The organism is Solirubrobacter phytolaccae, from assembly GCF_027587195.1.
Taxonomy (GTDB): domain Bacteria; phylum Actinomycetota; class Thermoleophilia; order Solirubrobacterales; family Solirubrobacteraceae; genus Solirubrobacter; species Solirubrobacter phytolaccae.
The window spans coordinates 53,594-77,138 of the sequence record NZ_JAPDDP010000015.1 but is presented as its reverse complement, the minus strand read 5'-3'; the positions used below and the strand labels follow the sequence as shown (position 1 = coordinate 77,138).

Genomic DNA, 23,545 nt, shown 5'->3' with positions numbered 1-23,545 from the left:
AGCGCAATCCACGGCGCCGCTCCGCGCCGCTCCACGCGCGGGTGGCCTCGTGGGCGTTTGGGGGTCGGCGGTGAACGGTGCCACACGACCGGCGCCTGGCACACGAGTGGCCGTTCACCGACGACCCGGGTCCCGCGAGGACAGGACCCGCGCCCACGCGATGGGTCCCTGGCAGTTTCGGCCCACGCGATAAGTCCCTGGGTGTTCCCGAGGAACTAGTACAAAGCGCTGGCGAGCTTGCGACGCGCCTCGCGCGCCACGGGATGCTCCACGCCGAGCTCGTCGAGCACACCAACGACCGCGCGGCGCAGATCCTCACGCTGCTCACCACTCGAAGCGGCGATCGCGGCGATCAGCGTGTCCAGCCCCTGCTCGGTCTCGCCACGGTCGATCTGGGAGAACGCCTCCGCGAGGTTCGGGTCCTCTTCGAGGCGCAGGCGGGCGAGCAGGCCCTCGGCGGCGAAGCCGGTCGCGTTGGCGAGCAGCGTGACCGCCTCTTCGCGCGGGACGAGGCGGGCGAGCGCGACCTTCGCGTCGATCCGGTTCGGCTCGAGCTCGAGCGCGCGGCGCAGGCTGGCCTCGCTGCCCTCGGCCACGAGCGCCTCGGCCTCGGAGGGGACGAGCAGGTCCAGGAAGCGGTTGACCTGCGCGGGCGGCAGCGCGCCGACGAACTCCTCGACGACCTTGCCGTCCTTGAACGCCTTCACGGCGGGGATCGACTGGATGCCGAACGCCTGCGACACGCGCGGGTTCGCGTCCGTGTCGACCTTGACCAGCTCGACGGCGCCGTCACGATCTTCGACGGCCTTCTCGATCACCGGGCCGAGCGAGCGGCACGGACCGCACCACTCCGCCCAGAAGTCGACAACGACGGGCTTCTCGTACGAGCGCTTGATGACTTCCTGCTCGAACGTCGTATCAGTGGCGTCGATGGGCACGCTGCGAGGATAGAACTCATGCAGATCGACGCGGACGGGGTGACGCTGGACGGCGAAGACGCGGGCGAGGGCTCGCCCGTAGTCCTCTTGCACGGGCTGACGGCGACGCGTCGCTACGTCGTCATGGGCTCCAAGGCGCTCGAGCGCGCCGGCCACCGCGTCGTCATGTACGACGCCCGCGCCCACGGCCAGTCCGACGGCGGCGACGACTACTCCTACGACCGCCTGGCGCAGGACCTGCTCGCCGTCCTCGACGACCGCGGGATCGACAAGGCCACGCTCGCCGGCGCCTCGATGGGCGCCCACACGATCACCCGCTTCGCCCTCCTGCACCCGGACCGCGTCGCCGGCCTCGCGATCCTCACCCCGGCCTACTCGCCCGAGCGCGACCCCGGCCTGGAGCGCTGGGACCGCCTCGCCAACGGCTTGCGCACCGGCGGCGTCGACGGCTTCGTCGAGGCCTACGGCACCCCGAACGTGCCCGAGAAGTGGCACGAGACGATCCTGCGCGTCCTGCACCAGCGCCTCTCCGCCCACGCGCACCCGGAAGCACTCGCCGACGCGCTCAGCGCCGTCCCGCGCTCGAAGCCCTTCGAGGCCTGGAGCGACCTGGCGCAGATCCAAGCGCCCACGGTCGTCGTCGCCAGCCGCGACGAGGTCGACCCCGAGCACCCGTACGAGACCGGCCAGCGCTACGCCGAGGCGATCCCGAACGCGCGCCTGATCTCCGAGGACGAAGGCGCCTCACCCCTCGCCTGGCAGGGCGCCCAGGTCTCGAAGGTGATCGCCGAACTGGCGTCATGAGCGCGGGCTACAGCGGCACACCGCTGGAGAAGAAGCTCGGGATCAAGCCCGGGCATCGCGTGCTGCTGCTCAACGCGCCCGAGGGGTTCGAGCTCCACGACGTGCCGGTCGTCCAACGCGCGAGCGGGCTTGCGGACGTGATCCTCAGCTTCCACACCGAGCGCAGGGCGTTCGAGCAGCGACTGCCGAAGCTGCGCAGCCACATGGAGCAGAACGCCGGATTGTGGATCGCCTGGCCGAAGAAGGCGTCCAAGCAGCCGACCGACATCACCGAGGACGTCGTTCGTGAGATCGCGCTGAGAAACCGGCTGGTGGACAACAAGGTCGCCGCCATTGACGAGACGTGGAGCGGTCTGCGCCTCGTGATTCGCGTCAAAGACCGGCTACCTTGAGCGACATGGCCGCCGACGAGCTTCCCGAGGACCAGCGCCTCCACAACATCTCGCCCAAGGCGTACGAGCATCCTGCTGACCGTGCCGCGACCGCGGCGCTGCAGCAGATCCCGATGATCGACACGATCTTGCGGCGGGTGATCGAGTTCGGCGAGCGGTCCGTCTACCAGGAGCTGCTGGCGAGCGCGGTCCGGCTGGGCGAGAACCAGATGCCGGAGGTCTACGCCTCCCATCGCGCGGCGCTCGCGCGGCTGGACATCGAGTACCTGCCGCCGCTGTACATCATGCAGTGGCCGCTCATCAACGCGATGGCGATCGGCTCCAAGAACCCGATCGTGGTGCTCAACTCGAGCACGGTCAACGTGATGGACGCGCAGGAGCTGCGCACGGTGCTCGGGCACGAGGCCGGGCACATCCTGTCCGACCACGTGCTCTACCAGACGGCGCTGTTCATCCTGCTGCGGCTCAGCGCGGGCCCGCTGCAGCGGCTGCCGTTCTTCGCGGGCCTGCCGCTGCTGGCGATCAAGCTCGCGCTGCTGGAGTGGTACCGCGCCGCGGAGCTCAGCTGCGACCGCGCGGCGACGCTCGTCACCCGCAGCCCGATGACGACCTGCCAGACGATGATGGTCATGGCGGCCGGCACCGCGTCGCGCAAGCTCAGCCTCGACGAGTTCGTCAACCAGGCCAATGAGTACGTCGACTGGGAGCCGGGCTGGGACAAGCTGATGCGGTTCGGGCGCGAGCTGCAGATGACGCACCCGTATCCCGTCCGCCGCGTGCACGAGCTGATGAACTGGGTCCGCTCGGGCGAGTACGACCGGATCATCAACGGCGAGTACGTCCAGCGCGGCTCGAAGGCGGACGCGCGCGAGGCGGCCGCCGACGCCACCGACCACTACGCCGAGAAGTTCAAGGGCATCTTCGAGGAGGTCGGCGTCGGCGCGCGCAAGGCGGGCGACAAGGCCGGCGAGGCCGCCGACAAGATCTCCGACTGGCTGAAGCAGCGGTAAGCCGGCAACGGCCGCGAGAAGTGGTACCCCTGCGCGACGTGGCAGTCGAGCGCGCGCAGGGCGTTGGCCTGATCCTCCGTCTCGACGCCCTCGGCGACCGCGGTCGCCCCGAGCTCGTGCGCGAGTGAGACGATCGCGGCGATGATCGCGCGGTCGTCCGGGCAGTCGGTGATGCCGTCGACGAACGACTTGTCGATCTTGATGATGTCGACCGGCAGCAGGTACTTGAGCTTGGACAGCGAGGAGTAGCCGACGCCGAAGTCGTCGATCGCGAGCTTCACGCCGAGCGCCTTGAGCGACTGCAGCACGCGCCGCGCGGCCTCCGGGTCCTCCATGATCGCCGTCTCGGTGATCTCCAGGCACAGCGCGGCCGGCGGCAGGCCGCTGTCGCGCAGCGCGTCGTCGACCACCCGCGCGAGGCTCGGCGAGGAGAGCTGCACCGGGCTCAGGTTGACGGCGATCACGAACTCGTGCCCGCGCGAGCGCCACTCGGCGGCCTGGCGGCAGGCGGTGTTGAGCACCCACTCGCCGATCGGGACGATCAGCCCGCTCTGCTCGGCGATCGGGATGAAGGTCGCGGGGGAGATCGTCCCGAGCACCGGGTGCTGCCAGCGCAGCAGGGACTCCAGCCCGTAGAGCGAGCCGTCCGCGAGCGAGATCTTCGGCTGGTAGTGCAGCTCGAGCTCGCCGGCGGCCATCGCCTCGCGCAGCCCGGCCTCGATCTCCAGGCGCGCCATCGCGCGTGCCCGCAGCGACTCGTCGAAGACCTCCAGGCGCGCCTTGCCCTGCTCCTTGGCGTGGTACATGGCGGCGTCGGCGTCACGTAGCAGCGCCTCGGCGTCGGCGTTGCCGACGGCGATGCCGAAGCTCGCGCTGACGAACCGCTGGTGGCCGGCGAGCACGAACGGCTCCTTGAGCACGGCCGCGAGCCGGTTCGCGGTGCGCCGCGCCTCGCCGATGCCGTCGAGCCCTTCGAGCAGGATCACGAACTCGTCGCCGCCGAAGCGGGCGAGCACGTCGTCCGGGCGCAGCTCGGCCGCGAGCCGCTCCGCCACCTCGACCAGCAGCTCGTCGCCCGTCCGGTGTCCGAGCGAGTCGTTGATGATCTTGAAGTTGTCCAGGTCGGCGAAGATCACGGCGACGTCGCGGCCGGGCGCGAGCGCGGCCTTCAGCACCGTGTCGAAGCGGGCGCGGTTGGGCAGCTCGGTGAGCGCGTCGTGGTGCGCCTGGTGGTCGAGGCGCTCGGCGTCCTGCTTGCGGGCGGTGATGTCGACGCCCTGGAGGATCCAGTGGTCGGGGTTGCCCGACGCGTCGCTGATCAGCGACGAGCGCCACAGGAACCAGCCGACCGTGCCGTCGGCGCGCACGTAGCGACGTTCCTGCTCGGGCGCGTCCGGCGCGGGCGGCCAGGCGGCGGCGAGCTCGACGCGATCCAGCTCGGGCACGAAGTCCCAGATCAGCAGGCCTTCCGGCTGCACGTGGCCCGTGCGCTCGCGCAGCTCGCGGTTGCCCTGGATGACCTGGCCGCGGGGCGAGACGAGCGCGATCGCGACCGGCGCGTCGTCGAACGCGCGCCGGAACCGCTCCTCGGACGCCGCTTCGGCCTCGGCGACGCGCTCGCTCTCACGCCAGCTGGCGAGCATCGCGACCGCCAGGGCAGCGACGAACGCGCCGTGGATCGCGGCCCACTTCCACGGGCTGTGGTCGTGCGAGAAGACGGTCTCGGCGTGCACGGCGCCGAACGCGCCGTGCTGGACGACGACGAAGCCGATCGCCAGCAGGAAGGTCCACCACTGCTGGTAGAGGGCGAGCGTGCCGACCATGACGAAGTAGTGGAAGTGCGCCTCGGTCGTGCCGTGCCAGGCGACGACGAGCACCGCGGAGCAGCACAGCAGCGCGGTCGCGCACAGCGACGAGCGCACCGTGCGGCTCAGCCGCGGAACGCAGGCGAGCGCGCCGGAGAGGGCGGGGGCGACGTCGAACGCCCAGGCGGCGGGGAGCGACCAGCCCCGCGTGGCCGCGAAGGCCGGCAGGACGATCAGGTGCGCGGCCAGCACGAGCAGGAGCGCCCGGTGGCGGGCAGCCCACACCTCGTGGGGCAATGCGCGGCCACGTGGGATCCAAGACGTCACGCCACCTTGGTCGGACGTCTGTCGAGTTTCTTCAGCGCAGCGCGCGGAGCGTGCGGCGGCGGACGACACCGTCCGCGACGATCGAAACCCGGTACAGCCCGGGCGTCTTCGGCTTGACCTTCGTGGCGAAGCGACCGCCGCGCACGTTGATGCGCTTGCGCTGAACCCGCGTCCAGCGGCCTTTCACCTGCTTTTCGAGCACGCACTCGACGCGCGGCTGGGACGGCGTGAGCACGCCCGAGACGGCGAACGCGATGTTGTGCTTCGCCCGCCGTTTGTCCGTCGTCAGCGTGAGGCTTGGGACGACCTTGACAGTTATCGGCGTCGACTCCAGGCGCCCGCGGGACGCGTCGCCGGCGAACACGGCACGCACCTGCCCGCTGGCCGGGAGCGTCACGCTGACCGCCCAGGTGCCGTCCGGGCCCGCGGTCGTGGTCGAGATCTGCGTCCAGGCGCTGCCCGCGGTCGTGTACTCGACGCCGAGCGGCGCGCCGGCGGGCGAGGAGCCGTCCGCGAAGCGCAGCTGGCCGGAGACCGTGGCGGGCGCGGCGCCCTTTTGGCTCGCGGCCTTGAGCGTCAGGCCCGAGGCGGAGAACGCGTAGCGGGCGGCGCGCGTGCGCAGGTGCGGGAGCTGCGCGTAGAGCTGGTCGCCCGGGCAGCTGGTCTCGTTGCTGTCGCGGTGGCCGCTGATGCGCTCGAACACGACCGGCGTGCCCGCCGGGTAGCGGTTCGTGGCGCCGCCGCCGGAGATCAGCGTGACCTGGCCCTGGACCGGGACGCCGTGGAGGCTGAGCTTCCAGCCGATCACCTTGGCGAGCGCTTCGATCGCGGGCTCGTCCAGCGCGACCGCGGTGAACGTGCCGAGGCAGGCGATGCCGGTGGTGTCGTCGTTGAAGCCCTGCGCCTGCGCGCCGATGACCGCGGCCTCGATCCCACCCGCGCGGCCCTCGAACACGGCGCCGTAGCGGTCGACGAGGAAGTTGTAACCGATGTCGTTCCAGCCGTTGGACTCGACGTGGTAGCGGGCGATGCCGAGCACGATGCTCGGCGACTCCTCGGGTGCGTAGGCGATGTTGCCGGCCGTGTGATGGACGAACGCGGCCTGCACGACGCCGTAGCTCGGCGCGCCACGCGGCGGCACCTGGGCGGCGCCCCAGCTGTCACGCGGGATCACGAGCGGGCCGGCCTGGCTGGCGCGCGCTTTGGGCCGTGCGGGCGCGTCGCCGAGGGCGCGCACGAAGCGCGCGGACAGCTGCTTGGCTTCGCCCCGGAGCCGGAACTGCAGCTCGTCGGCGGTGCCGGTGAAGGCCGGGTCGGTGCCGTCGAGCGGCACGTGCGGGTGGGGGAGAGCGGTCCAGCGCGTCCAGCGGCCACCCTCGACTCGGGCGCGCACCTGGGCGTGGACGTGGGCGCCCTTGGCCCAGCGCAGGCCGACGAGGTCGAAGCGGCCCGGCGCCTTCAGCGGCTTGGTCAGCTGCCAGGAGGAGCTGTTGAGGTTGCCGAGGCCGAGCTCGAACAGGCGCGGCGAAGACGCGGCCTTCGCGTTCGCGGTAGTGGGGAGTCGCAGCGCGCCGAGGGCGACCGCGCCGAGCCCCAGGACTTGGCGGCGGGAGAGGTCCATCGAGAAGACAAACCCAGCATGGTGCGGTTTGGAGCGGTCTGGGGCCTTGCACGAGATCCTGCGATCGAAAATGGGAATGAGTTTCAGTAAGCTGACGTCCCGTCTTGAAGATGCGCGTCCTTCTCATCGGTTTCCTGGCGCTCGTGGCGGGGTGTGGCTCCTCCTCCGAGGGCGCCTCCTCCGGCGGTCCGCGCGTGGTGGCGACCACCACCCAGCTCGCCGACATGGCGCGCAACGTCGCGCCTGACGCCGACGTCACGGCGATCCTGAGCGCCAACACCGACCCGCACGCGTACGAGGTGCGGCCCGCCGACGTGAAGGCGCTGGCCAAGGCCGACGTCGTGCTGCGCTCGGGCGGCGAGACCGACGAGTGGCTCGACGGCGCGCTGAAGAGCGCGGGCGTCAGCGACGACAAGATCGTCGACGCGGGCGCCGCCGCCGGGCTCGAGGGCGACGATCCGCACTGGTGGCAGGACCCGCGCAAGGCCGAGAAGGCGGCGACGGCGATCGGGCGGGGGATCGACGGCGCTGACGCGGGTCCGTACGTGGAGCAGCTCCATGCGCTGGACCGGGGTGTGCAGGCGTGCATCGACGCGGTGCCGGAGGCCGAGCGGCTGCTGGTGACGAGCCACGACGCGCTGGGGTACTACGCGCGCCGCTACGGCATCCGCGTGGTCGGGACCGTGATTCCCTCCCTGTCGACGAGCGGGCAGCCGTCGGCCGGCGAGGTCGACGCGCTGGTGAACACGATCCGCGAGACCGGCGTGAAGACGATCTTCGCCGAGAGCTCCGTGAACGCGAAGGTCGAGGACGCGATCGCGCGCGAGGCCGGCGTGAAGGTGGGAGCCGAGCTGTGGGCCGATTCGCTCGGGCCGGAGGGCAGCGACGGCGCGACGTACATCGGCTCGATCGAGGCCAACACGCGCGCGCTCGTCGAGGGTTTCACGGGCAAGCCGGCGGACTGCAGCTTCGGCGATGCTTGACCTCTCGGCTCCCTACATCCAGCGCGGGCTGATCGAGGTGCTGCTGCTCGCGGTGATCGCGGGCGTGCTCGGGACCTGGATCGTGCTGCGCCGGCTGCCGTTCTACACGCACGCGATCGGCACCGCGACGTTCCCGGGGCTCGTGGTCGCGGGCCCGTGGGGCGTGCCCGCGCAGCTGACGGCGCTGGTGTGCGCGGTCGGCTTCGGCGGGGTCTTGGAGCGGCTGCAGCGCACGCGCCGGATCGATCCGGACGCCGCCATCGGCCTGCTGCTCGTGGGCGCACTGGCGGTCGGCGTGATCCTTGCCAGCGACGTGTATGAATCCGGCGCCGGCGTGGACCGGCTGCTGTTCGGCTCGCTGATCGCCTTGACGCCGCTCGACCTGTGGCTCACGGCCGCCGCCGCCGCCGCGGCTCTGGTGTGCGACCGGTTGATGCACCGCTCCTGGCTGGCGACCGGCTTCGACGCCGACACCGCCCGCGCCGGCGGCGTGCGGACCGCGCTCGCCGACCGCATGCTGCTCGTCGCGGTCGCCGTGGCGGTCGTCGTCGCGATCGACGCGGTCGGCGCGCTCCTCGTGACCGTCGTGCTCACGGTGCCGGCCGCGACCGTGCGCCTGTTCGAGCCGGGGCTGCGCACGCAGCAGGTCGCGACCTTCGCGCTGACCGCGGTCGAGGGCGTGATCGCGATCGCGGTGGCCGACACCTTCAACGTCGGCCCGGGCCCGGCGCTGGCCGTGCTCGGCGCGCTCGTCTACGGCGCTGCCGCGCTCGGGGCGAAGCACATCCACCACATCGTCACGCCGAAGGGAGCCACCGCATGAGCACTCCGGCGCTGTCCGTCACCGACCTGCGGGGCGGGTACGTGCGCGGCACCGACGTCCTCGGCGGGGCGACGTTCGTGGTCCAGCCCGGCGAGATCGTCGCGGTGCTCGGGCCCAACGGCGGCGGCAAGACGACGCTCTTCCGCGCGTTGCTCGACGAGCTGCCGTTCCGCAGCGGGACCGTCGACCTCGAGGGGCGGCCGGCGTACGTGCCGCAGACCGAGCGGGCACGGTTGGACTTCCCCGTGTCCGCGCACGACGTGGCGCTGATGGGCGCGTACGGGCGGACGGCGTGGTTCAAGCGCGTCGCCAAGGCCGATCGCGTCCGCGCCGACGAGGCACTGGAGCGGGTCGGGCTCGCCGACCGCGCGCACGACCGCTTCGGCACGCTCTCCGGCGGGCAGCGCCAGCGCGTGCTGATCGCGCGGGCGATCGTGCAGGACGCGCGGGTGCTGCTGCTCGACGAGCCGCTGTCGGGCGTCGACCGGCCGAGCGTCGTGCAGATCGAGCGGGTGTTCGGCGAGCTGCAGGCCGAGGGGCGCGCGCTGCTCGTCGCCACGCACGACGTCGCGCAGGCCCGCACGTGGGGCCACGTGCTGTGCCTCAACCACGGCCAGGTCGCGTACGGCAAGCCCGACGACTGCCTGAGCACCGCGGTGCTGTCGGCGACGTACGGCGACGAGCTCGTGATCCTGGACGGCTCGGGCCAGGCCGTGACCGTCGCGCACCACCACCACGACCACTGATGGCGCGCCGCGAGATCAGCGGCGGCGGCGCCGGGCCGTCGCGGGCGGGCGACGAGGCACGCGGCTGATGTTCTCGTCCGGGATCATGCAGCGCGCGTTCGTCGAGGCGATCGTCCTCGGGCTCGCGTGCGGGCCGCTCGGCGTGTGGATCCTGCTGCTGCGGCGCTCGTACGCGGCCGAGTCGCTGAGCCACGCGATGCTGCCCGGGCTCGTGATCGCCGCGCTGGCGGGCATTCCGCTCGTGTTCGGCGCGGCGGCGGGCGTGCTCGTCGCCGCCGTGCTGATCGCGGCGGTGCGCGGGGACGTCGGCGTCGCGGTCGTCGTCTCGGGCCTGTTCGGGCTCGGCGGCATCCTCGCGCTCTCGCCGGAGACGCCGCCGCGGCTCGGGGAGCTGCTGTTCGGCGACCTGCTCGGCGTCACCAACGGCGACCTGCTCGCGGCCGCGCTGCTGTCGGTCGGCGTGTTGATCGCGCTCGCGCTCGCCTACCGCAGCCTGGCCCTCGCCGGCTTCGAAGGCCGCGGCGGCCGCGCCGACCTCGCACTGCTCGCGATCCTCGCCGTGACCACGGTCGCCGCGGTCCAAGGGCTCGGCAACCTGCTGCTCGTCGCGCTCATCCTCGCGCCGGCGGCCGCGGCGCTGAACCTCGCGCAGCGGCTGCCGCACGTGCTCGCCCTGGCCGCGGCGCTGGCGGTCGTCGCCGGCGTGGGTGGGCTCATCGTGTCCTACCAACTGGAGATCGCGGCGGGCGCGAGCATCGCTCTGTGCGCCATAGCACTCTCAACTCTCGGCCTATTGAAACCAAAGTTAGGCATGCCATAATCGGACGCTAGTGCCCGACTTCACGACCGCCGTCCAGGACTACGCCAAGGCGATATACGCGCTCGAAGAGCGCTGCGGCACGGTCACGACGACGGCGCTGGCCGAGCGGTTGGGCGTCACGCCCGCGTCGGCGTCGGCGATGGTCCGCCGGCTCGTGGAGCAGGACCTCGTCACCCACGAGCCCTACAAGGGCGTCCGCCTGACCGAGTGCGGGCGCCGCCTCGCGCTCGAGATGATCCGCCACCACCGGCTGCTGGAGACCTACCTGGCGGTGTCGCTGGGGATGCCGTGGGACCGCGTGCACGCCGAGGCCGAAGTCCTCGAGCACGTCATCTCCGAAGAGCTGGAGGCGCGGATCGCGGCCAAGCTTGGCCACCCGACGCACGACCCGCACGGCGACCCGATCCCCACCGCCGACCTGACGCTCCCGTCGGACGACACGCGGGAGCTCGCCACGCTCGAGCCGGGCGACCAGGGCACGCTCGCGCGCGTCGCGGACGCCGACCCCGAGATGCTCCGCTACCTCTCCGCACGCGGCATCGCGCCGGGCGCCGAGCTGGAGGTCGTCGACAAGCAGCCGTTCGGCGGCCCGCTGTTCGTGGTCATCGGCGAAGAGACGCACGCCCTCGGTGGCCGGCTGGCCGCCTCGATGCGGGTGCGTGCGGCGTGAACCCGCCGCCCAACGTCCTGGAGGCCGCGCGCGCCGCCGACGCCGCGCCGCACCCGCAGACGCCGCTCGAGGAGACCCGCTCGCGCGGCCGCGTCAAGGGCGTCCTCGCGCTGTTCGGCCCGGCGTTCGTCGCCGCCGTCGCCTACATCGACCCCGGCAACTTCGCCACGAACATCGCGGGCGGCGCCAAGTACGGCTACATGCTCGTGTGGGTGATCGTCGCCGCGAACCTGATGGCGATGCTCGTCCAGTACCTGAGCGCGAAGACCGGCATCGCGACGGGCAAGAACCTGCCGGAGCTGTGCCGCGAGCACTTCAAGAAACCGGTGACCTTCGGCCTCTGGCTGCAGGCGGAGGCGATCGCCATCGCCACCGACCTCGCCGAGTTCGTCGGCGCCGCGATCGCGCTGAACCTGCTGTTCGGCGTGCCGCCGTTCGTCGCGGGCCTGATGACCGCGGTCGTCGCCTTCGCGATCCTCGAGCTGCAGACGCGCGGCTACCGCAAGTTCGAGCTGGCGATCGGCGCCTTCCTGATGATCGTCTTCTTCGGCTTCATGTACGACCTGCTCCAGGTCGGCGTGGACACGGGGGACTTCGCCGCCGGCCTGATCCCGAGCTTCGACGGCACGGACAGCGTGCTGCTCGCCGTCGGCATCCTCGGCGCCACGGTCATGCCGCACGTCGTCTACCTGCACTCGGCGCTGACGTCGAAGCGGATCGCCCCGCAGAACGTCGCCGAGAAGCGTCAGCTGCTGCGCTTCCAGCGGCTGGACGTCGTGATCGCGCTCGGCCTGGCCGGGATCATCAACCTGACGATGCTCGTCGTCGCCGCGCAGCTGTTCCACGACAGCGGGCTCACCGACGTCGAGTCGATCGAGAGCGCGCACCGCGGCTTCGAGACGTTGCTCGGCGGTGGCGCGGCGCTCGCGTTCGCCGTCGCGCTGCTCGCCTCCGGCCTGAGCTCCTCCAGCGTCGGCACGTTCGCCGGCCAGGTCGTCATGCAGGGCTTCATCAACCGCCGCATCAACCTGTTCCTGCGCCGGGCGATCACGATGGCGCCGTCGCTGATCGTGCTCGCGATCGGCGTGGACCCGTCGACCACGCTCGTGATCAGCCAGGTCGTCCTGTCGTTCGGCATCCCGTTCGCGCTCGTGCCGATGGTCCTGCTGACGCGCCGCAAGGACATCATGGGCGCGCTCGTGAACCGCACGCTGACGACCGTCATCGCGAGCACCGTCGCCGGGATGATCATCGCGTTGAACTGCTTTCTCCTGTATCAAACGTTCTTCGGTTAGAAGCGCGTTCAGAAGGGGCGGGGAGACGTGCTTCGCACGGTGCAGCTGTTGTCGGTGATGGTTGTGGTGCTGCTCGCGGGCGCGGGGACCGCCCACGCGCAGAAGGTCCTCGTGTTCTCCAAGACGGCGGGCTTCCGCCACGACTCGATCCCGCAGGGCATCACGGCGATCAAGGCGATCGGCGAGGCGAACAACTTCGCGGTCGACGCGACGGAGGACGCGAGCGCGTTCACGGCCGCCAACCTGGACCAGTACGACGCCGTGATCTGGCTCTCGACCACCGGTGACGTGCTCAGCGACGCGCAGCAGGTCGCGTTCGAGGCCTACATCAAGGCCGGCGGCGGCTACGTCGGCGTGCACGCCGCGGCGGACACCGAGTACTCGTGGCCGTGGTACGGCCAGCTGGTCGGCGCGTACTTCAACAGCCACCCGGCCAACCAGAACGCGGACGTCCGCGTGACCGACCGCTCGCACCCCTCCACGAGCCATCTCCCACTCGTCTGGAACCGGCACGACGAGTGGTACAACTACCGCGAGTCGCCCACCGGCAAGGTTCACGTCCTCGCCAACCTGGACGAGCTGTCGTACTCGCCGGGCAGCGGGGCGATGGGCGCCGATCACCCGATCGCCTGGTGCCACGCCTTCCAGGGCGGCCGCTCGTGGTACACGGGCATGGGCCACACGCAGGACTCCTACGCCGATCCCGCGTTCCGCCAGCACCTCGCCGGCGGCATCCGCTGGGCCGCGGGCTACGCCGCCGGCGACTGCTCCGTGCCGCCGCCGCAGCCCTGCGCCGCGACCACGGACGAGTTCGACGGCATGAGCCTCGGCTGCCAGTGGTCGATCGTGCGCTCGACGAACCAGCACACGGTCGGCGGCGGCGTCCTGCAGGTCCCGACCGCGCGCGGCGACCTGTACGGCAGCGGCGGAGACGCGCCCAACCTCATCCTCCAGAAGGCGCCGAGCGGCGCGTGGGAGGCGACGACGAAGGTCACGATCGACGCGCAGGCGGGCAGCCAGCAGGCCGGGCTGATCCTCTACGCCGACGATGACAACTACGTCAAGGCCGTGCTGCTCGCGCGCAGCCCGACCGAGCGGTTCATGGAGATCGTCCAGGAGATCGGCGGCAGCCCGCGCTACGACGCGGCCCTGGACCGGCTCGCCATCCCCGCGGACTTCCCGAAGACGTTCCATGTCCGGCTCGCGCAGGCCAACGGCACCGTGACGGCCTCAGGTTCGGCCGACGGCCTGACGTGGCAGCCGATCGGCCGTCCGGGCAACGCGTCCTCGTTCAGCACCCCGCGCGTCGGCCTGACCGCGGTCACCAACGACCCCGCCCAGGTCACGAACGCGAGCTTCGACTACTTCCGCCTCGTGGGCGGCGGCGGCCCGGACGCGACCGCGCCGACGGTCACGGCCGCGCCGGACGGGATCCCCACGCAGGCCGGCGCCTACCTGAACAAGGCCACGGTGACGCTCGCCGCCACGGACCTCGGCTCGGGCGTGGCCAAGGTCGAGTACGCGCTCGGCGACGGCGCGTTCGCCACCTACAGCGGCCCGATCACGGTCACCGCGACCGGCCCGGTCCGCTACCGGGCGACCGACAAGGCCGGCAACACGTCCGCCGCCGCCACGCTCGACGTGACGATCGCCGCCGTGCCAACCTGCGCGCCGGTGACGCCCGAGCCCGGCTTCCGCGCGCTCTACGACGGCACCATCCCCAGCCTGGGCGACTGGACGATGGCCGGCCCCGGCGGCTTCCAGCCGCGCGCCGGCGAGTGCGTGATCGACGCCTGGGGCGGCATGGGCCTGCTCTGGTACGCCAAGCAGCAGCTCGTCTCGCCCTACACGATCCGCGCCGAGTGGCGGATCTACGGCGACGACGACAACTCCGGTGTGTTCATCGGCTTCCCGGACCCGTTCGACGACCCGTGGAAGCCGGTCGCCGAGGGCTACGAGATCCAGATCGACCCGACGGACGGCGACCCGAGCCGCACGACCGGCGGCGTCTACTCGTTCCGGGCCGCGGACGCCGCGGCTCGCGCGCTCGCCCTCAAGCCGCACGGGCAGTGGAACGTGATGGAGGTCCAGGTCGTCGACCAGCTGATCACGATCCGGCTCAACGGGGTCAAGATCAACGAGTACACGTCGCCGCACCCGGAGCGCGACCCGAGCGCCGGGTACTTCGGGATCCAGAACGACGGCGCGGGCGCGGACGTGAGCTACCGCAGCGTGCAGGTGGCGACGCCCACCCCGACCGCGACGGTCACGCCCACGGCGACGCCGACCGCGACCGCCACGGCGACCGCGACGCCCACGCGGACCGCGACGCCCACGCCCACGCCCACGCCGACCGCCACCGCGACCCCGACGGCCACGCCGCTGGGGAGCATCGCGACGGCGACCCCGATCCCGGCCCCGGCCCCGCAGCCCCCGGCGGCCACGCCCGCGCCCAAGCCCAGCTACACGCTCACCGGCGTCCCTGCGCGCGTGAGCCACGCGCGCTTCGCCAAGCGCGGCCTGGACCTGCGCCTGCGCAGCTCGGTGGCGACGACGGCCGCCGCGCGCGTGCTCGTCAGCGCCCGGGACGCCCGCCGGCTCGGCGTCAAATCGCGCGTGCTCGCCCGCGGCACGGTCAAGCTGGCCGCCAACACGCTCGAACGCGCCACGCTCAAGCCGAGCCGGCGTCTCAGAAAAGTGACGGTCACGGCCACGCTCACGGTCAGCGTCGGCACCGAGACGCTCACAAAGCGGGTGGTCCTGCGCGGATAGGTTCTGTCACCCATTGACTCAGCGCTCCAACTCGTAGACCATCCCGGCGGGATGGACTCGAAGGCGCGCAGGGTGCAGGCGGAAAGGGATCGACGGAGGCTGCCCGCGCGCAGCCCCTGGGCGCTCTGGACCCGACGGATCCTCGGCCTGCTGGCCACGGCCGCATTCCTGGGCGTCGGCTTCGCCATCTACGACATGGTCCGCCCCGAAGGCACCGATTCGGTCGGCGCGGCCGTGACCTCGGCGACGCCGACCGCGACGCCCAAGGCCAAGAAGTCCAAGAGCGGGTCCAAGCAGAAGACGACCAAGCCCAAGCCGCTGACCAAGTCGGAGAAGCGGGCGCGGGAGACGGCCGTGGACACGATCCGCGAGCAGGGCGACACGACCCTGCGCGCGGAGGACTACGACCCGCGCGCACGGCTGCGGGTGCTGATCGGCCGGCCGGTCGGCGACGCCACGGGCGGCTACACGGCCTACTTCTTCACCAAGGACGGCTTCCTGGACAAGGACGCGCAGTTCCGCAGCTCAGAGCTCAAGGTCGCCAAGCAGGGCAAGGCGACGATCACGCTGCGCTACGGCGTCTACAAGGACGGCGATAAGGCGGGCTCCCCGAGCGGCACCAAGCGCGTGCGCTTCCGGCTCGACGGCACGTCGCTCACGGCGCTGGACACCGTTCCGGCCGCCGACGAGCGTTTCCAGCGCACCAGCAGCTGAGCCTCCTTTAGTCTCTCCGACAAGGAGAGATTGGAGACACGATGGAGCAGTCGTACGCATCCGGAACGTCGACTACGCCGTTGCTCGGCGACACGATCGGCGACAACCTCGACCGCACGATCGCGCGCTTCGGGGACCGTGAGGCGCTCGTCTCCGTCCACCAGGACCTGCGCTACACGTACGCCCAGCTCGGCGAGGCCGTGGACCGTTGCGCGCGGGCGTTCATCGCCGCCGGGATCGAGCCGGGCGAGCGCGTCGGCATCTGGAGCCCGAACTGCGCGGAGTGGGCGCTCGTCCAGTACGCCACCGCCAAGGCCGGGATCATCCTCGTCAACATCAACCCGGCCTACCGGACGTCCGAGCTCGCGTACGTGCTCAACCAGTCCGGCATCCGGATGCTGGTCGCGGCCACCGCGTTCAAGACGAGCGACTACGTGCGGATGGTCGCCGACGTCCGCCACGACTGCCCGCGGCTCGAGCGGGTCGTGTTCATCGGCCACGACTGGGAGGAGTTCGTCGGCGGCGGCGAGCGGGTCAGCGCGGAGGAGCTCAACGCGCGCCAGGTCGCGACCCAGTTCGACGACGCCATCAACATCCAGTACACGAGCGGCACCACCGGCTTCCCCAAGGGCGCGACGCTCAGCCACCACAACATCCTCAACAACGGCTACTTCGTAGGGGAGGGCTGCCGCTACACCGAGCAGGACCGCGTCTGCATCCCGGTGCCGTACTACCACTGCTTCGGCATGGTCATGGGGAACCTCGCGTGCACGTCGCACGGCGCCTGCATGGTCATCCCGGCGCCGGCCTTCGACCCCGTGGCGACGCTCCAGGCCGTCCAGGACGAGCGCTGCACGTCGCTCTACGGCGTGCCGACGATGTTCATCGCCGAGCTCGAGCACCCGGAGTTCGGCGAGTTCGACCTCACGAGCCTGCGGACCGGGATCATGGCCGGCTCGCCGTGCCCGATCGAGACGATGAAGCGCTGCGTCGACGAGATGCACATGGAGGAGGTGACGATCGCGTACGGCATGACCGAGACCTCACCCGTGTCCACGCAGACGGGCGCCGACGATCCGCTGGAGAAGCGCGTCGGCACCGTCGGCCGCGTCCATCCGCACGTCGAGGTCAAGGTCGTCGACCCCGAGAACGGTGCGATCGTCCCTCGCAACCAGCCCGGCGAGCTCTGCACCCGCGCCTACAGCGTGATGCTGGGCTACTGGGAGGAGCCCGAGAAGACCGCCGACGCGATCGACCGCGCGCGCTGGATGCACACCGGCGACCTGGCGCAGATGGACGACGAGGGCTACGTGAAGATCGTCGGCCGCATCAAGGACATGGTCATCCGCGGCGGCGAGAACGTCTATCCGCGGGAGATCGAGGAGTTCCTGATGGGGCACCCGGACATCGCCGACGTGCAGGTCGTCGGCGTGCCCGATCCGCGCTACGGCGAGGAGCTGATGGCGTACGTCCAGACCCGCGCCGGCGCGGCGCTGGACCGCGACGCGGTGGCCGAGTTCTGCAAGGGCAAGATCGCCCACTACAAGGTGCCGCGTTATGTTCAGGTGGTGGATGAGTTCCCGATGACCGTGACCGGCAAGATCCAGAAGTACAAGCTGCGCGACGCCGCGATCGAGTCGCTCGGGCTGGCGGAGGTCGAAACGGCCTAGTGTGCGGCCGCTACACGCTCTCGACCGTCGACGGTCCTGAGATCGCCCAGCGCTTCAGCCTCATCAACCCGCCGTCGGAGGAGACGCTGGGGCGCTTCAACGTGTGCCCGACGGAGATCGTGGCCGCGGTGACGGAGCCCGGCCACTTCAACGGCGTGCAGTGGGGGCTGCGGCCGTTCAAGGGCGGCAAGTTCGCGCCGATCAACGTGCGGTCCGAGACGGCGGCGACGCGCTTCAAGTGGCTGATGGACCGCGGCCGCTGCCTCGTGCTCGCCGACGGCTGGTACGAGTGGCTCAAGGCCGAGAAGAAGGGCCAGCCAAAGCTGCCGTTCCGCTACACGGTCGACGACGGGTCGCTGTTCGCGTTCGCCGGCGTCTACGACGGCACGGGCGTGGCCATCCTCACCACCGAGGCCAACGAGATCTGCGCGCCCGTGCACGACCGGATGCCCGTGATCCTGGACGGGCCCGAGGCCGAGGCGATGTGGCTCTCCGAGGCGGTCGACATCCCCGAGGCCGAAGGGCTGCTGATCCCGTTCCCGAGCGAGCGGGTCTCCGTAGCACCCGCGAATCCGGCGGTCAATAGGGCCGGAGTCGAAGGTCCCGAGCTGCTGCACCCGCCGGACGCACCACCCACGCCACCGTCCGACACGCTCTTCTGAAAGGGTCCTCCGGTGGAAGAAGTCGGTTTCCTCGCACTCGCGGTGGGCTCACTGCTCGCCGCGGGCATCGCCGCCTCGCTGCTCGCGGGCCGTCTGCGCCTGCCCGGCCTGGTGCTGGTGCTCGTGCTCGGCATGGTCATCGGGACCGACGGCGTGACGCTGATCGACTTCCACGACTACGAGGTCGCGCAGGGCGCCGCGGTGCTCGCGCTCGCGTTGATCCTGTACGAGGGCGGCCTCTCGTCCGGCTGGGCGGAGATCCGGCCCGTGATCGGGCCGTCGATCGCGCTGGCCACGGCCGGCACGCTGATCACCGCGGGCGTGACGGCGGTCGCCGCGCTGTTCCTGTTCAGCGAGCTGACGACGCTCGAGGCGTTCGTGCTCGGCTCGACCGTGGCCGCGACCGACGCCGCCGCCGTGTTCGCGGTGCTGCGCGGATCGACGCTGCGGCGCAAGATCGCGCGCACGCTGGAGGGCGAGTCGGGCGTCAACGACCCGATCGCCATCTTGCTCGTGATCGGCGGCATCGAGGCGATCAAGCACAGCGACTACGGGATCGAGGACGCGCTGTGGCTCGCCGGCTCGGAGCTGGCGATCGGCGCGGCCGTCGGCATGGCGGTCGGCTTCCTCGGCGTGTTCGTGCTGCGCCAGGTCACGCTGCCGTCCGCCGGCCTGTACCCGGTCGCGTCCGTCGCGTTCGCGGCGCTCGCCTACGGTGGCGCGGCGGAGGCGCACGGCACGGGCTTCCTCGCCGTCTTCATCGCCGGGCTCGTGATCGGGTCCGCGTCGTCGCCGGCACGGCGCACGATCATCACCTTCCACGAAGGGCTCGCGTGGGTCGCCCAGCTCGCGCTCTTCCTGCTGCTCGGCCTGCTCGTGAACCCGCGCGAGCTGATCGAGTTCATCCCCGAGGGCACGGCGATCGCCATCGTCACGGCGGTGATCGCGCGCCCGTTGGCGGCGGTGCTCGTCGCGTACGGCTTCTCGTTGCCGGAGCGGCTGATCCTCGGCTGGGCGGGTCTGCGTGGCGCGACCCCGATCGTGTTCGCGACCTTCCCGGTCACCGAAGGGCTCCCGCACGGCGAGGACATCTTCAAGGTCGCGTTCTTCGTCGTGCTGCTCTCGACGGTCCTGCAGGGGCTGACGATCGAGCCCGTCGCGCGCTGGCTGGGCGTGACGAGCGACGAGGCCGCGATCCCGGCGCCGCTGGTGGAGCCCGTGCTGCTGAACCGCCTCGGCGCGGAGACCATGCAGTTCCCGGTGCGCAACGGCGACGCGATCGAGGGCCGGCCGGTGCGCGAGCTCGGCCTGCCGCGGGAAGCGCTCCTGAACGTGATCGTCCGCGGCGACCGCGCGATCCCTCCACGAGGGTCCACGATCATCCAGGAGCACGACCAGCTCCACGTGCTCGTCCGCCAGGAGGTCGCGATGGACTTCCGCGAGCTGATGCGGCGCTGGCGCACCGGCCCGGTCGGCCCGCCCGAGCGGCCACGCCGCCAGCCGCGCTCGCGCCCTTCGGTGACGACGATTCGGCCCTGGTCCTCCGAGGAAGGCGATCCGCAGCGGCCGAAGATCCTCGCGGGGCAGAACGTGGTCGAGCAGCTCCGCACGCGGCGCGACGAGCCGGGCGCGCTGGTGGCGATGGAGGACGGGCGCTACGGCGTGTCCGGGCCGCTGATGGCGATCGGACCGGCCGGCGAGCTGCAGGCGTTCGCGCGACGGCGGCTGGCGAACGCGTCCTCGCCCGCCGAGAAGGCCTGGTGGCAGGAAGTGGTCGGCGCGCTAGCGCGGTGAGCGCGGCTCGGGGCGCGTGGCGTTGAGCGTCAGCATCGCGGTGGCGACCACCGCCGCGAACCCGAGCGCGAGCAGGCCCCAGCCGAGCGACGCGGCGCCGCCGGTGGCCCAGAAGCCGTCGTCGTAGCGGGCGCTCGCCCACAACGTCCCGCCACCGGCGAGAAAGGCGAGAAACGCGAGGACACCGGTCACGCCGGCGTACGTCAGTGCGGCAGAACTGCGTGAGGTCACCCCTTCAAGATTGCCCACGATCGACCGTGCGCACATGCGGGCAGCAGGTCAGCGCGGAGTTCGGTTGTCCCCACCTCTAGACGAGGTTCAGGACCTTGGCCCCGTTGACGTAGACGACCTTCGTGTCGCCGATGTGGTCGAGGACCGTGCCGGGGCGCGGGTGGACGTGCCCGTGCAGGAGGTAGCGCGGGCGGTACTTGTCCACCCACTCGCGCAGCGCCTCGTAGCCGATGTGCGCGGGGTCCTCGGGATCGTCGTTGACGCCACGCGGCGGGCAGTGGCAGCAGAGCACGTCGGCCGCCGGGAGCTTGCGGACGAGCCGCTTCGCCTGACGCTGCGTGTAGGACGGCCCGACGCGGGCGATGCCCGAGCGCTTGTAGGACACGCAACCCTCGAAGCCCGCGAACGACAGCTCACCGAGGTCCAGCTGGTTCAGGTGCAGGTTGTCGATCCCGAAGTAGGTCATGTACGGCTCGTCGTCGTGGTTGCCGTACACGCCGAGCTTGGGCTGGCAGCACTTGTCCAGCGACTCCAGCCAGCTGGGCTGGAGGTCGCCGAGCGTCAGGATCGCGTCCACGTCGTAGTTCGCCGCGAGCTTCGCCACGTCGGCGTGGAACGGGCGATCCGCAAGCGCCAGGACCCGCATGCCCGGGGACGGTACCCGGTCTTGCTCGTCACAATGACCGCCATGGACCCGTACGCCGTGCTCGGAGTGCGTCCCGGCTCGGCGGAGGCGGAAGTCGTGGCCGCGTACCGGGAGGCGGCGAAGCGCTGGCACCCGGACAAGGCGGGGGAGGAGGGCGCGGAGCGGATGGCGGAGCTCAACGCCGCCTACGACCTCGCGCGCGCCGCCGCGCAGCACGGCCAGGCGAGCCCCATCGGCTTCGAGACGTCGCCCGCCGGCGTCGCCAAGGCACCCGGCGACTGGCTGCTGCCGGCGCTGCGGCTCGCGCTCGGCCCCGAGCTCCTCTCGCACCTGTTCCGCGGCGAGGACGTCAAGCTCGTCACGCCGACGTCCACCTGGGCGTCCCCGCGCGCCATCCTCGCCGTCACCGACCGCCGGCTGCTGTGGCTGCTCGACGACGCGCCCGTGTCCCGCGTGCACAGCCTCACGTTCCGCAACGTCGCCGAGGCCAAGCATCGCGTCCGGCGCAAGCGCGCCCAGCTGACGGTCCGCACGCTCGCGGGCCGGCGCCACGTGTTCCACGATCTTCGGCCGCATACTGCGGCGACGATCGAGCGCCACGTGTTGGCCTAGGTACCGTTGGAGGGTGCGAGAAGCCGACCCGGTCCACCACGTCGAGCTCCGCGTCAACGCCCAAGGGCACGACTCGGTGGTGTTCTGCTTCCCGTACCGGGCGGACATCGTCGACGCCGTGCGCTCGATCCCGGGCCGGCGCTTCGACTGGCAAGCGAAGGAGTGGTGGGCGCCACGCGCCGAGGCCACCGCGCCGTACGTGCAAGGCGTACTCGAGCGCTTCCCCGAGCTGGACGTCGCGCCGGACGTCTCCGAGTGGCTCGCGAAGGCCGTCAAGGGCTGGGTCGGACGTGTCACCACCGCGCGGCGGGACGCGAAGGGCTGGTTCGTCCTCGACGCCATCGCCGGCGACCTGAACGAGGAACTCGCCGCCGTCGCCGAGGAGCGTGGGGACCGGCGCTGGCTGCCGTTCACGCAGGAGGTCGCCGAGCAGCTGCTGGACCTGCCGGGCGCGCGGATGGACCAGCGCGCGCTGCGATGCGCAACCAAGCTGCAGGTCGGGCTGGACCCCGCGCCCGCGACGCTGATGCTCGTCGAGAGCTACGGCGAGTCGCGCTTCAAGCTCGAGGTCAACTGGGACCCCGACACGGTCGGGGCGTTCGTCAAGCTGCCCGCCGCCGAGGCGCACGGCCGCACGCTGCCGATCGACCCGTACCTGCTCGAGCCGCTCGAGCACTTCATCCGCCTGCACGACATCGACGTCGGCTCCAACGCCCGCGAGGCGCTCGGCCGGCTGCGCACGGAGCACGACGCGGCGATCGACGACGTCCGCCGCTCCCGCGCCGCCGACGGCGAGGTGCTGAGCTGCGAGCCCCGTCTGGGCGGCGAGTTGCGGCCGTTCCAGCGCGCGGGCGTGCGGTACGCGCTCCAGTCGCGACGGCTGTTCATCGCCGACGAGCAGGGCCTGGGCAAGACGGTCGAGGCGCTGGCGACGCTGGAGGAGGACGACGCGTATCCCGCCGTCGTCATCTGCCCGGCCTCGCTGAAGCTCAACTGGGAGCGCGAGGCCGCGACGTGGCTGCCGCACCGGACGCTGCACGTGGTGTCGGGCACCGGCAAGGCGATCCCGAAGGCCGAGATCACGGTCCTGAACTACGAGATCGTCCACGCGCACCGCGAGCGGCTGGCGGTCGCGCGGCCGAAGGCGCTCATCCTCGACGAGTCCCACTACGTCAAGAACCCGGCCGCCAAGCGCACGCGCGCGGTCCGGCGGCTGGCCGAGTCGCTGCCCGAGGGCGCGCTGAAGCTGTGCCTGACGGGCACGCCGGTGATGAACCACCCGGACGAGCTGATCGCGCAGCTGCGGATCCTCGGCCGGCTGGAGGAGTTCGGCAGCGGGGCGCGCTTCAAGCGGCGCTTCCAGGGCGCGGGCGCCGAGGAGCGCATCCACTGGCACCTGCGCCGCACGTGCTTCGTGCGCCGGCTCAAGAAGGAAGTGCTCCCGCAGCTGCCCGAGAAGCGCCAGGTGATCGTCCCGGTCGCGCTCGAGAACGAGAAGGAGTACCGGCTCGCCGAGAAGGACGTGGTCGCGTGGCTGCAGGAGCAGCCGATCGAGCTCGGGGAGCTGGAGGCGAAGGTTGCGGCCACGCTGCGCGCGGAGCGGCTCGCGCAGCTCAACACGCTGCGCCAGCTCGCGGGGCGCGGGAAGCTGGGCGCGGCGCTGGCGTGGATCGACGACTTCATGCAGTCCGAGGAGCCCTTGGTGGTGTTCGCGTCGCACCGGGAGCTGCAGGAGCGCGTGGTCGCGCGCTTCCCGGACGCGCTGCACGTGGTCGGCGCGGACAAGGTGACCGAGCGCGACGCGGCCGTGCAGGCCTTCCAGGACCCCGACGGGCCGAACCTGATCGTCTGCTCCACGCGCGTCGCGGGGCAGGGCATCACGCTGACCCGCGCGTCGAACGTCGCCTTCCTGGACTTGGAGTGGTCGCCGGCCATGCACGACCAGGCCGAGGATCGCCTGCACCGGATCGGCCAGCGCGACGCCGTCACGGCCTGGTACCTGCTCGCCGCCGAGACGATCGACGAGCAGATGTCCGAGGTGCTGGCGCGCAAGCGCGGGATCGTCGGCGCGATCACCGACGGCCGCGCGGACGAGTCCGAGGCCGTGCTGCAGTCGGTGGTCCGGGCGCTGCGCGGGAAGCCGTTGCGCCGTTTGCGCGCTGTGGCGTGATTTGCGAGCTTGGGTAGCCTTGTAAGGGTACCCTAACTTC

Annotated in this window: 21 protein-coding genes; 16 read left to right on the top strand and 5 right to left on the bottom strand. The window is 71.5% G+C overall.

The genetic code is table 11. The features are described from left to right. Window positions 1-215: 215 nt before the first annotated feature. Window positions 216-938, bottom strand: a complete 723-nt coding sequence (gene trxA / locus OJ997_RS10555; RefSeq protein WP_270025053.1) for a thioredoxin — start codon at window positions 936-938, stop codon at window positions 216-218. 18 nt (window positions 939-956) lie between these two features. Between trxA and OJ997_RS10550 the strand changes: the two genes are divergently transcribed. Genes OJ997_RS10550 through OJ997_RS10540 form a run of 3 tightly spaced genes read left to right on the top strand, consistent with a single transcriptional unit; the run spans window position 957 to window position 3,144 of the window. Then, window positions 957-1,742: an alpha/beta fold hydrolase gene (locus OJ997_RS10550; RefSeq protein ID WP_270025052.1), complete on the top strand. Its 786-nt coding sequence runs from the start codon at window positions 957-959 to the stop codon at window positions 1,740-1,742. After that, window positions 1,739-2,134, top strand: a complete 396-nt coding sequence (locus OJ997_RS10545) for a DUF3052 domain-containing protein (protein ID WP_270025051.1) — start codon at window positions 1,739-1,741, stop codon at window positions 2,132-2,134. Before OJ997_RS10550 ends, OJ997_RS10545 begins: the two co-directional genes overlap by 4 nt. Window positions 2,135-2,139: 5 nt before the next feature. Continuing rightward, window positions 2,140-3,144 carry a M48 family metallopeptidase gene (locus tag OJ997_RS10540; RefSeq protein ID WP_270025050.1) on the top strand — a complete coding sequence of 335 codons (1,005 nt, stop codon included), beginning with the start codon at window positions 2,140-2,142 and terminating at the stop codon, window positions 3,142-3,144. On the opposite strand, the gene OJ997_RS10535 is transcribed toward OJ997_RS10540, so the two are convergent. Both OJ997_RS10535 and OJ997_RS10530 read right to left on the bottom strand, forming a co-directional pair. Further along, window positions 3,030-5,276 carry a putative bifunctional diguanylate cyclase/phosphodiesterase gene (locus tag OJ997_RS10535; protein ID WP_270025049.1) on the bottom strand — a complete coding sequence of 749 codons (2,247 nt, stop codon included), beginning with the start codon at window positions 5,274-5,276 and terminating at the stop codon, window positions 3,030-3,032. The genes OJ997_RS10540 and OJ997_RS10535 overlap by 115 nt on opposite strands. 31 nt (window positions 5,277-5,307) lie before the next feature. Then, window positions 5,308-6,897 carry an N-acetylmuramoyl-L-alanine amidase gene (locus OJ997_RS10530; protein ID WP_270025048.1) on the bottom strand — a complete coding sequence of 530 codons (1,590 nt, stop codon included), beginning with the start codon at window positions 6,895-6,897 and terminating at the stop codon, window positions 5,308-5,310. 110 nt (window positions 6,898-7,007) lie between these two features. Here OJ997_RS10530 and OJ997_RS10525 point away from each other — a divergent pair, with 110 nt between their 5' ends. The 11 genes from OJ997_RS10525 to OJ997_RS10475 all read left to right on the top strand — a co-directional run bounded on the left by OJ997_RS10525 (window position 7,008) and on the right by OJ997_RS10475 (window position 19,846). Then, window positions 7,008-7,880 (top strand): metal ABC transporter substrate-binding protein, encoded by an 873-nt coding sequence (locus tag OJ997_RS10525; RefSeq protein ID WP_270025047.1) that lies wholly within the window; start codon window positions 7,008-7,010, stop codon window positions 7,878-7,880. Continuing rightward, window positions 7,873-8,703 carry a metal ABC transporter permease gene (locus tag OJ997_RS10520; RefSeq protein WP_270025046.1) on the top strand — a complete coding sequence of 277 codons (831 nt, stop codon included), beginning with the start codon at window positions 7,873-7,875 and terminating at the stop codon, window positions 8,701-8,703. Before OJ997_RS10525 ends, OJ997_RS10520 begins: the two co-directional genes overlap by 8 nt. Next, window positions 8,700-9,449: a metal ABC transporter ATP-binding protein gene (locus tag OJ997_RS10515; protein WP_270025045.1), complete on the top strand. Its 750-nt coding sequence runs from the start codon at window positions 8,700-8,702 to the stop codon at window positions 9,447-9,449. Before OJ997_RS10520 ends, OJ997_RS10515 begins: the two co-directional genes overlap by 4 nt. 67 nt (window positions 9,450-9,516) lie before the next feature. Continuing rightward, window positions 9,517-10,269 (top strand): metal ABC transporter permease, encoded by a 753-nt coding sequence (locus OJ997_RS10510; protein ID WP_270025044.1) that lies wholly within the window; start codon window positions 9,517-9,519, stop codon window positions 10,267-10,269. A gap of 10 nt (window positions 10,270-10,279) precedes the next feature. Next, window positions 10,280-10,939 carry a metal-dependent transcriptional regulator gene (locus tag OJ997_RS10505; protein ID WP_270025043.1) on the top strand — a complete coding sequence of 220 codons (660 nt, stop codon included), beginning with the start codon at window positions 10,280-10,282 and terminating at the stop codon, window positions 10,937-10,939. Then, window positions 10,936-12,234, top strand: a complete 1,299-nt coding sequence (locus tag OJ997_RS10500; RefSeq protein ID WP_270025042.1) for an Nramp family divalent metal transporter — start codon at window positions 10,936-10,938, stop codon at window positions 12,232-12,234. The genes OJ997_RS10505 and OJ997_RS10500 overlap by 4 nt, the downstream gene beginning before the upstream one ends. Before the next feature lie 57 nt (window positions 12,235-12,291). Beyond that, window positions 12,292-15,006 (top strand): ThuA domain-containing protein, encoded by a 2,715-nt coding sequence (locus OJ997_RS10495; RefSeq protein WP_272599617.1) that lies wholly within the window; start codon window positions 12,292-12,294, stop codon window positions 15,004-15,006. A 72-nt stretch (window positions 15,007-15,078) separates the two neighbouring features. Further along, window positions 15,079-15,720 (top strand): LppP/LprE family lipoprotein, encoded by a 642-nt coding sequence (locus OJ997_RS10490; RefSeq protein WP_270025040.1) that lies wholly within the window; start codon window positions 15,079-15,081, stop codon window positions 15,718-15,720. A gap of 41 nt (window positions 15,721-15,761) precedes the next feature. After that, complete coding sequence (locus OJ997_RS10485) at window positions 15,762-17,390, top strand: AMP-binding protein (protein ID WP_270025039.1); 1,629 nt, start codon at window positions 15,762-15,764, stop codon at window positions 17,388-17,390. Continuing rightward, complete coding sequence (locus OJ997_RS10480; protein ID WP_270025038.1) at window positions 17,390-18,052, top strand: SOS response-associated peptidase; 663 nt, start codon at window positions 17,390-17,392, stop codon at window positions 18,050-18,052. The genes OJ997_RS10485 and OJ997_RS10480 overlap by 1 nt, the downstream gene beginning before the upstream one ends. 12 nt (window positions 18,053-18,064) lie before the next feature. Next, on the top strand, window positions 18,065-19,846 hold the full coding sequence (locus tag OJ997_RS10475) for a potassium/proton antiporter (RefSeq protein ID WP_270025037.1): 1,782 nt from the start codon (window positions 18,065-18,067) through the stop codon (window positions 19,844-19,846). On the opposite strand, the gene OJ997_RS10470 is transcribed toward OJ997_RS10475, so the two are convergent. Further along, a complete protein-coding gene (locus tag OJ997_RS10470; protein WP_270025036.1) occupies window positions 19,835-20,038 on the bottom strand; it encodes a hypothetical protein in 204 nt (67 codons plus the stop codon). The genes OJ997_RS10475 and OJ997_RS10470 overlap by 12 nt on opposite strands. 115 nt (window positions 20,039-20,153) lie before the next feature. Continuing rightward, window positions 20,154-20,723 carry a metallophosphoesterase family protein gene (locus OJ997_RS10465; protein WP_270025035.1) on the bottom strand — a complete coding sequence of 190 codons (570 nt, stop codon included), beginning with the start codon at window positions 20,721-20,723 and terminating at the stop codon, window positions 20,154-20,156. 42 nt (window positions 20,724-20,765) lie between these two features. On the opposite strand from OJ997_RS10465, the gene OJ997_RS10460 reads away from it, so the two are divergent. Beyond that, window positions 20,766-21,335, top strand: coding sequence for a J domain-containing protein (locus OJ997_RS10460; protein ID WP_270025034.1), 570 nt, complete (start codon window positions 20,766-20,768; stop codon window positions 21,333-21,335). Between the two features lie 13 nt (window positions 21,336-21,348). Then, window positions 21,349-23,505 (top strand): DEAD/DEAH box helicase, encoded by a 2,157-nt coding sequence (locus OJ997_RS10455; RefSeq protein WP_270025033.1) that lies wholly within the window; start codon window positions 21,349-21,351, stop codon window positions 23,503-23,505. Window positions 23,506-23,545: the final 40 nt, after the last annotated feature.

Excerpts from the sequence above, each read along its gene's own strand:
- OJ997_RS10550 (WP_270025052.1), top strand. The coding sequence starts at position 957 with ATGCAGATCGACGCGGACGGGGTGACGCTGGACGGCGAAGACGCGGGC.
- OJ997_RS10485 (WP_270025039.1), top strand. The coding sequence starts at position 15,762 with ATGGAGCAGTCGTACGCATCCGGAACGTCGACTACGCCGTTGCTCGGC.
- OJ997_RS10465 (WP_270025035.1), bottom strand. The coding sequence starts at position 20,723 with ATGCGGGTCCTGGCGCTTGCGGATCGCCCGTTCCACGCCGACGTGGCG.
- OJ997_RS10515 (WP_270025045.1), top strand. The coding sequence starts at position 8,700 with ATGAGCACTCCGGCGCTGTCCGTCACCGACCTGCGGGGCGGGTACGTG.
- OJ997_RS10510 (WP_270025044.1), top strand. The coding sequence starts at position 9,517 with ATGTTCTCGTCCGGGATCATGCAGCGCGCGTTCGTCGAGGCGATCGTC.
- OJ997_RS10530 (WP_270025048.1), bottom strand. The coding sequence starts at position 6,897 with ATGGACCTCTCCCGCCGCCAAGTCCTGGGGCTCGGCGCGGTCGCCCTC.
- OJ997_RS10495 (WP_272599617.1), top strand. The coding sequence starts at position 12,292 with ATGGTTGTGGTGCTGCTCGCGGGCGCGGGGACCGCCCACGCGCAGAAG.
- OJ997_RS10540 (WP_270025050.1), top strand. The coding sequence starts at position 2,140 with ATGGCCGCCGACGAGCTTCCCGAGGACCAGCGCCTCCACAACATCTCG.
- OJ997_RS10460 (WP_270025034.1), top strand. The coding sequence starts at position 20,766 with ATGGACCCGTACGCCGTGCTCGGAGTGCGTCCCGGCTCGGCGGAGGCG.
- OJ997_RS10545 (WP_270025051.1), top strand. The coding sequence starts at position 1,739 with ATGAGCGCGGGCTACAGCGGCACACCGCTGGAGAAGAAGCTCGGGATC.
- OJ997_RS10525 (WP_270025047.1), top strand. The coding sequence starts at position 7,008 with ATGCGCGTCCTTCTCATCGGTTTCCTGGCGCTCGTGGCGGGGTGTGGC.
- OJ997_RS10520 (WP_270025046.1), top strand. The coding sequence starts at position 7,873 with ATGCTTGACCTCTCGGCTCCCTACATCCAGCGCGGGCTGATCGAGGTG.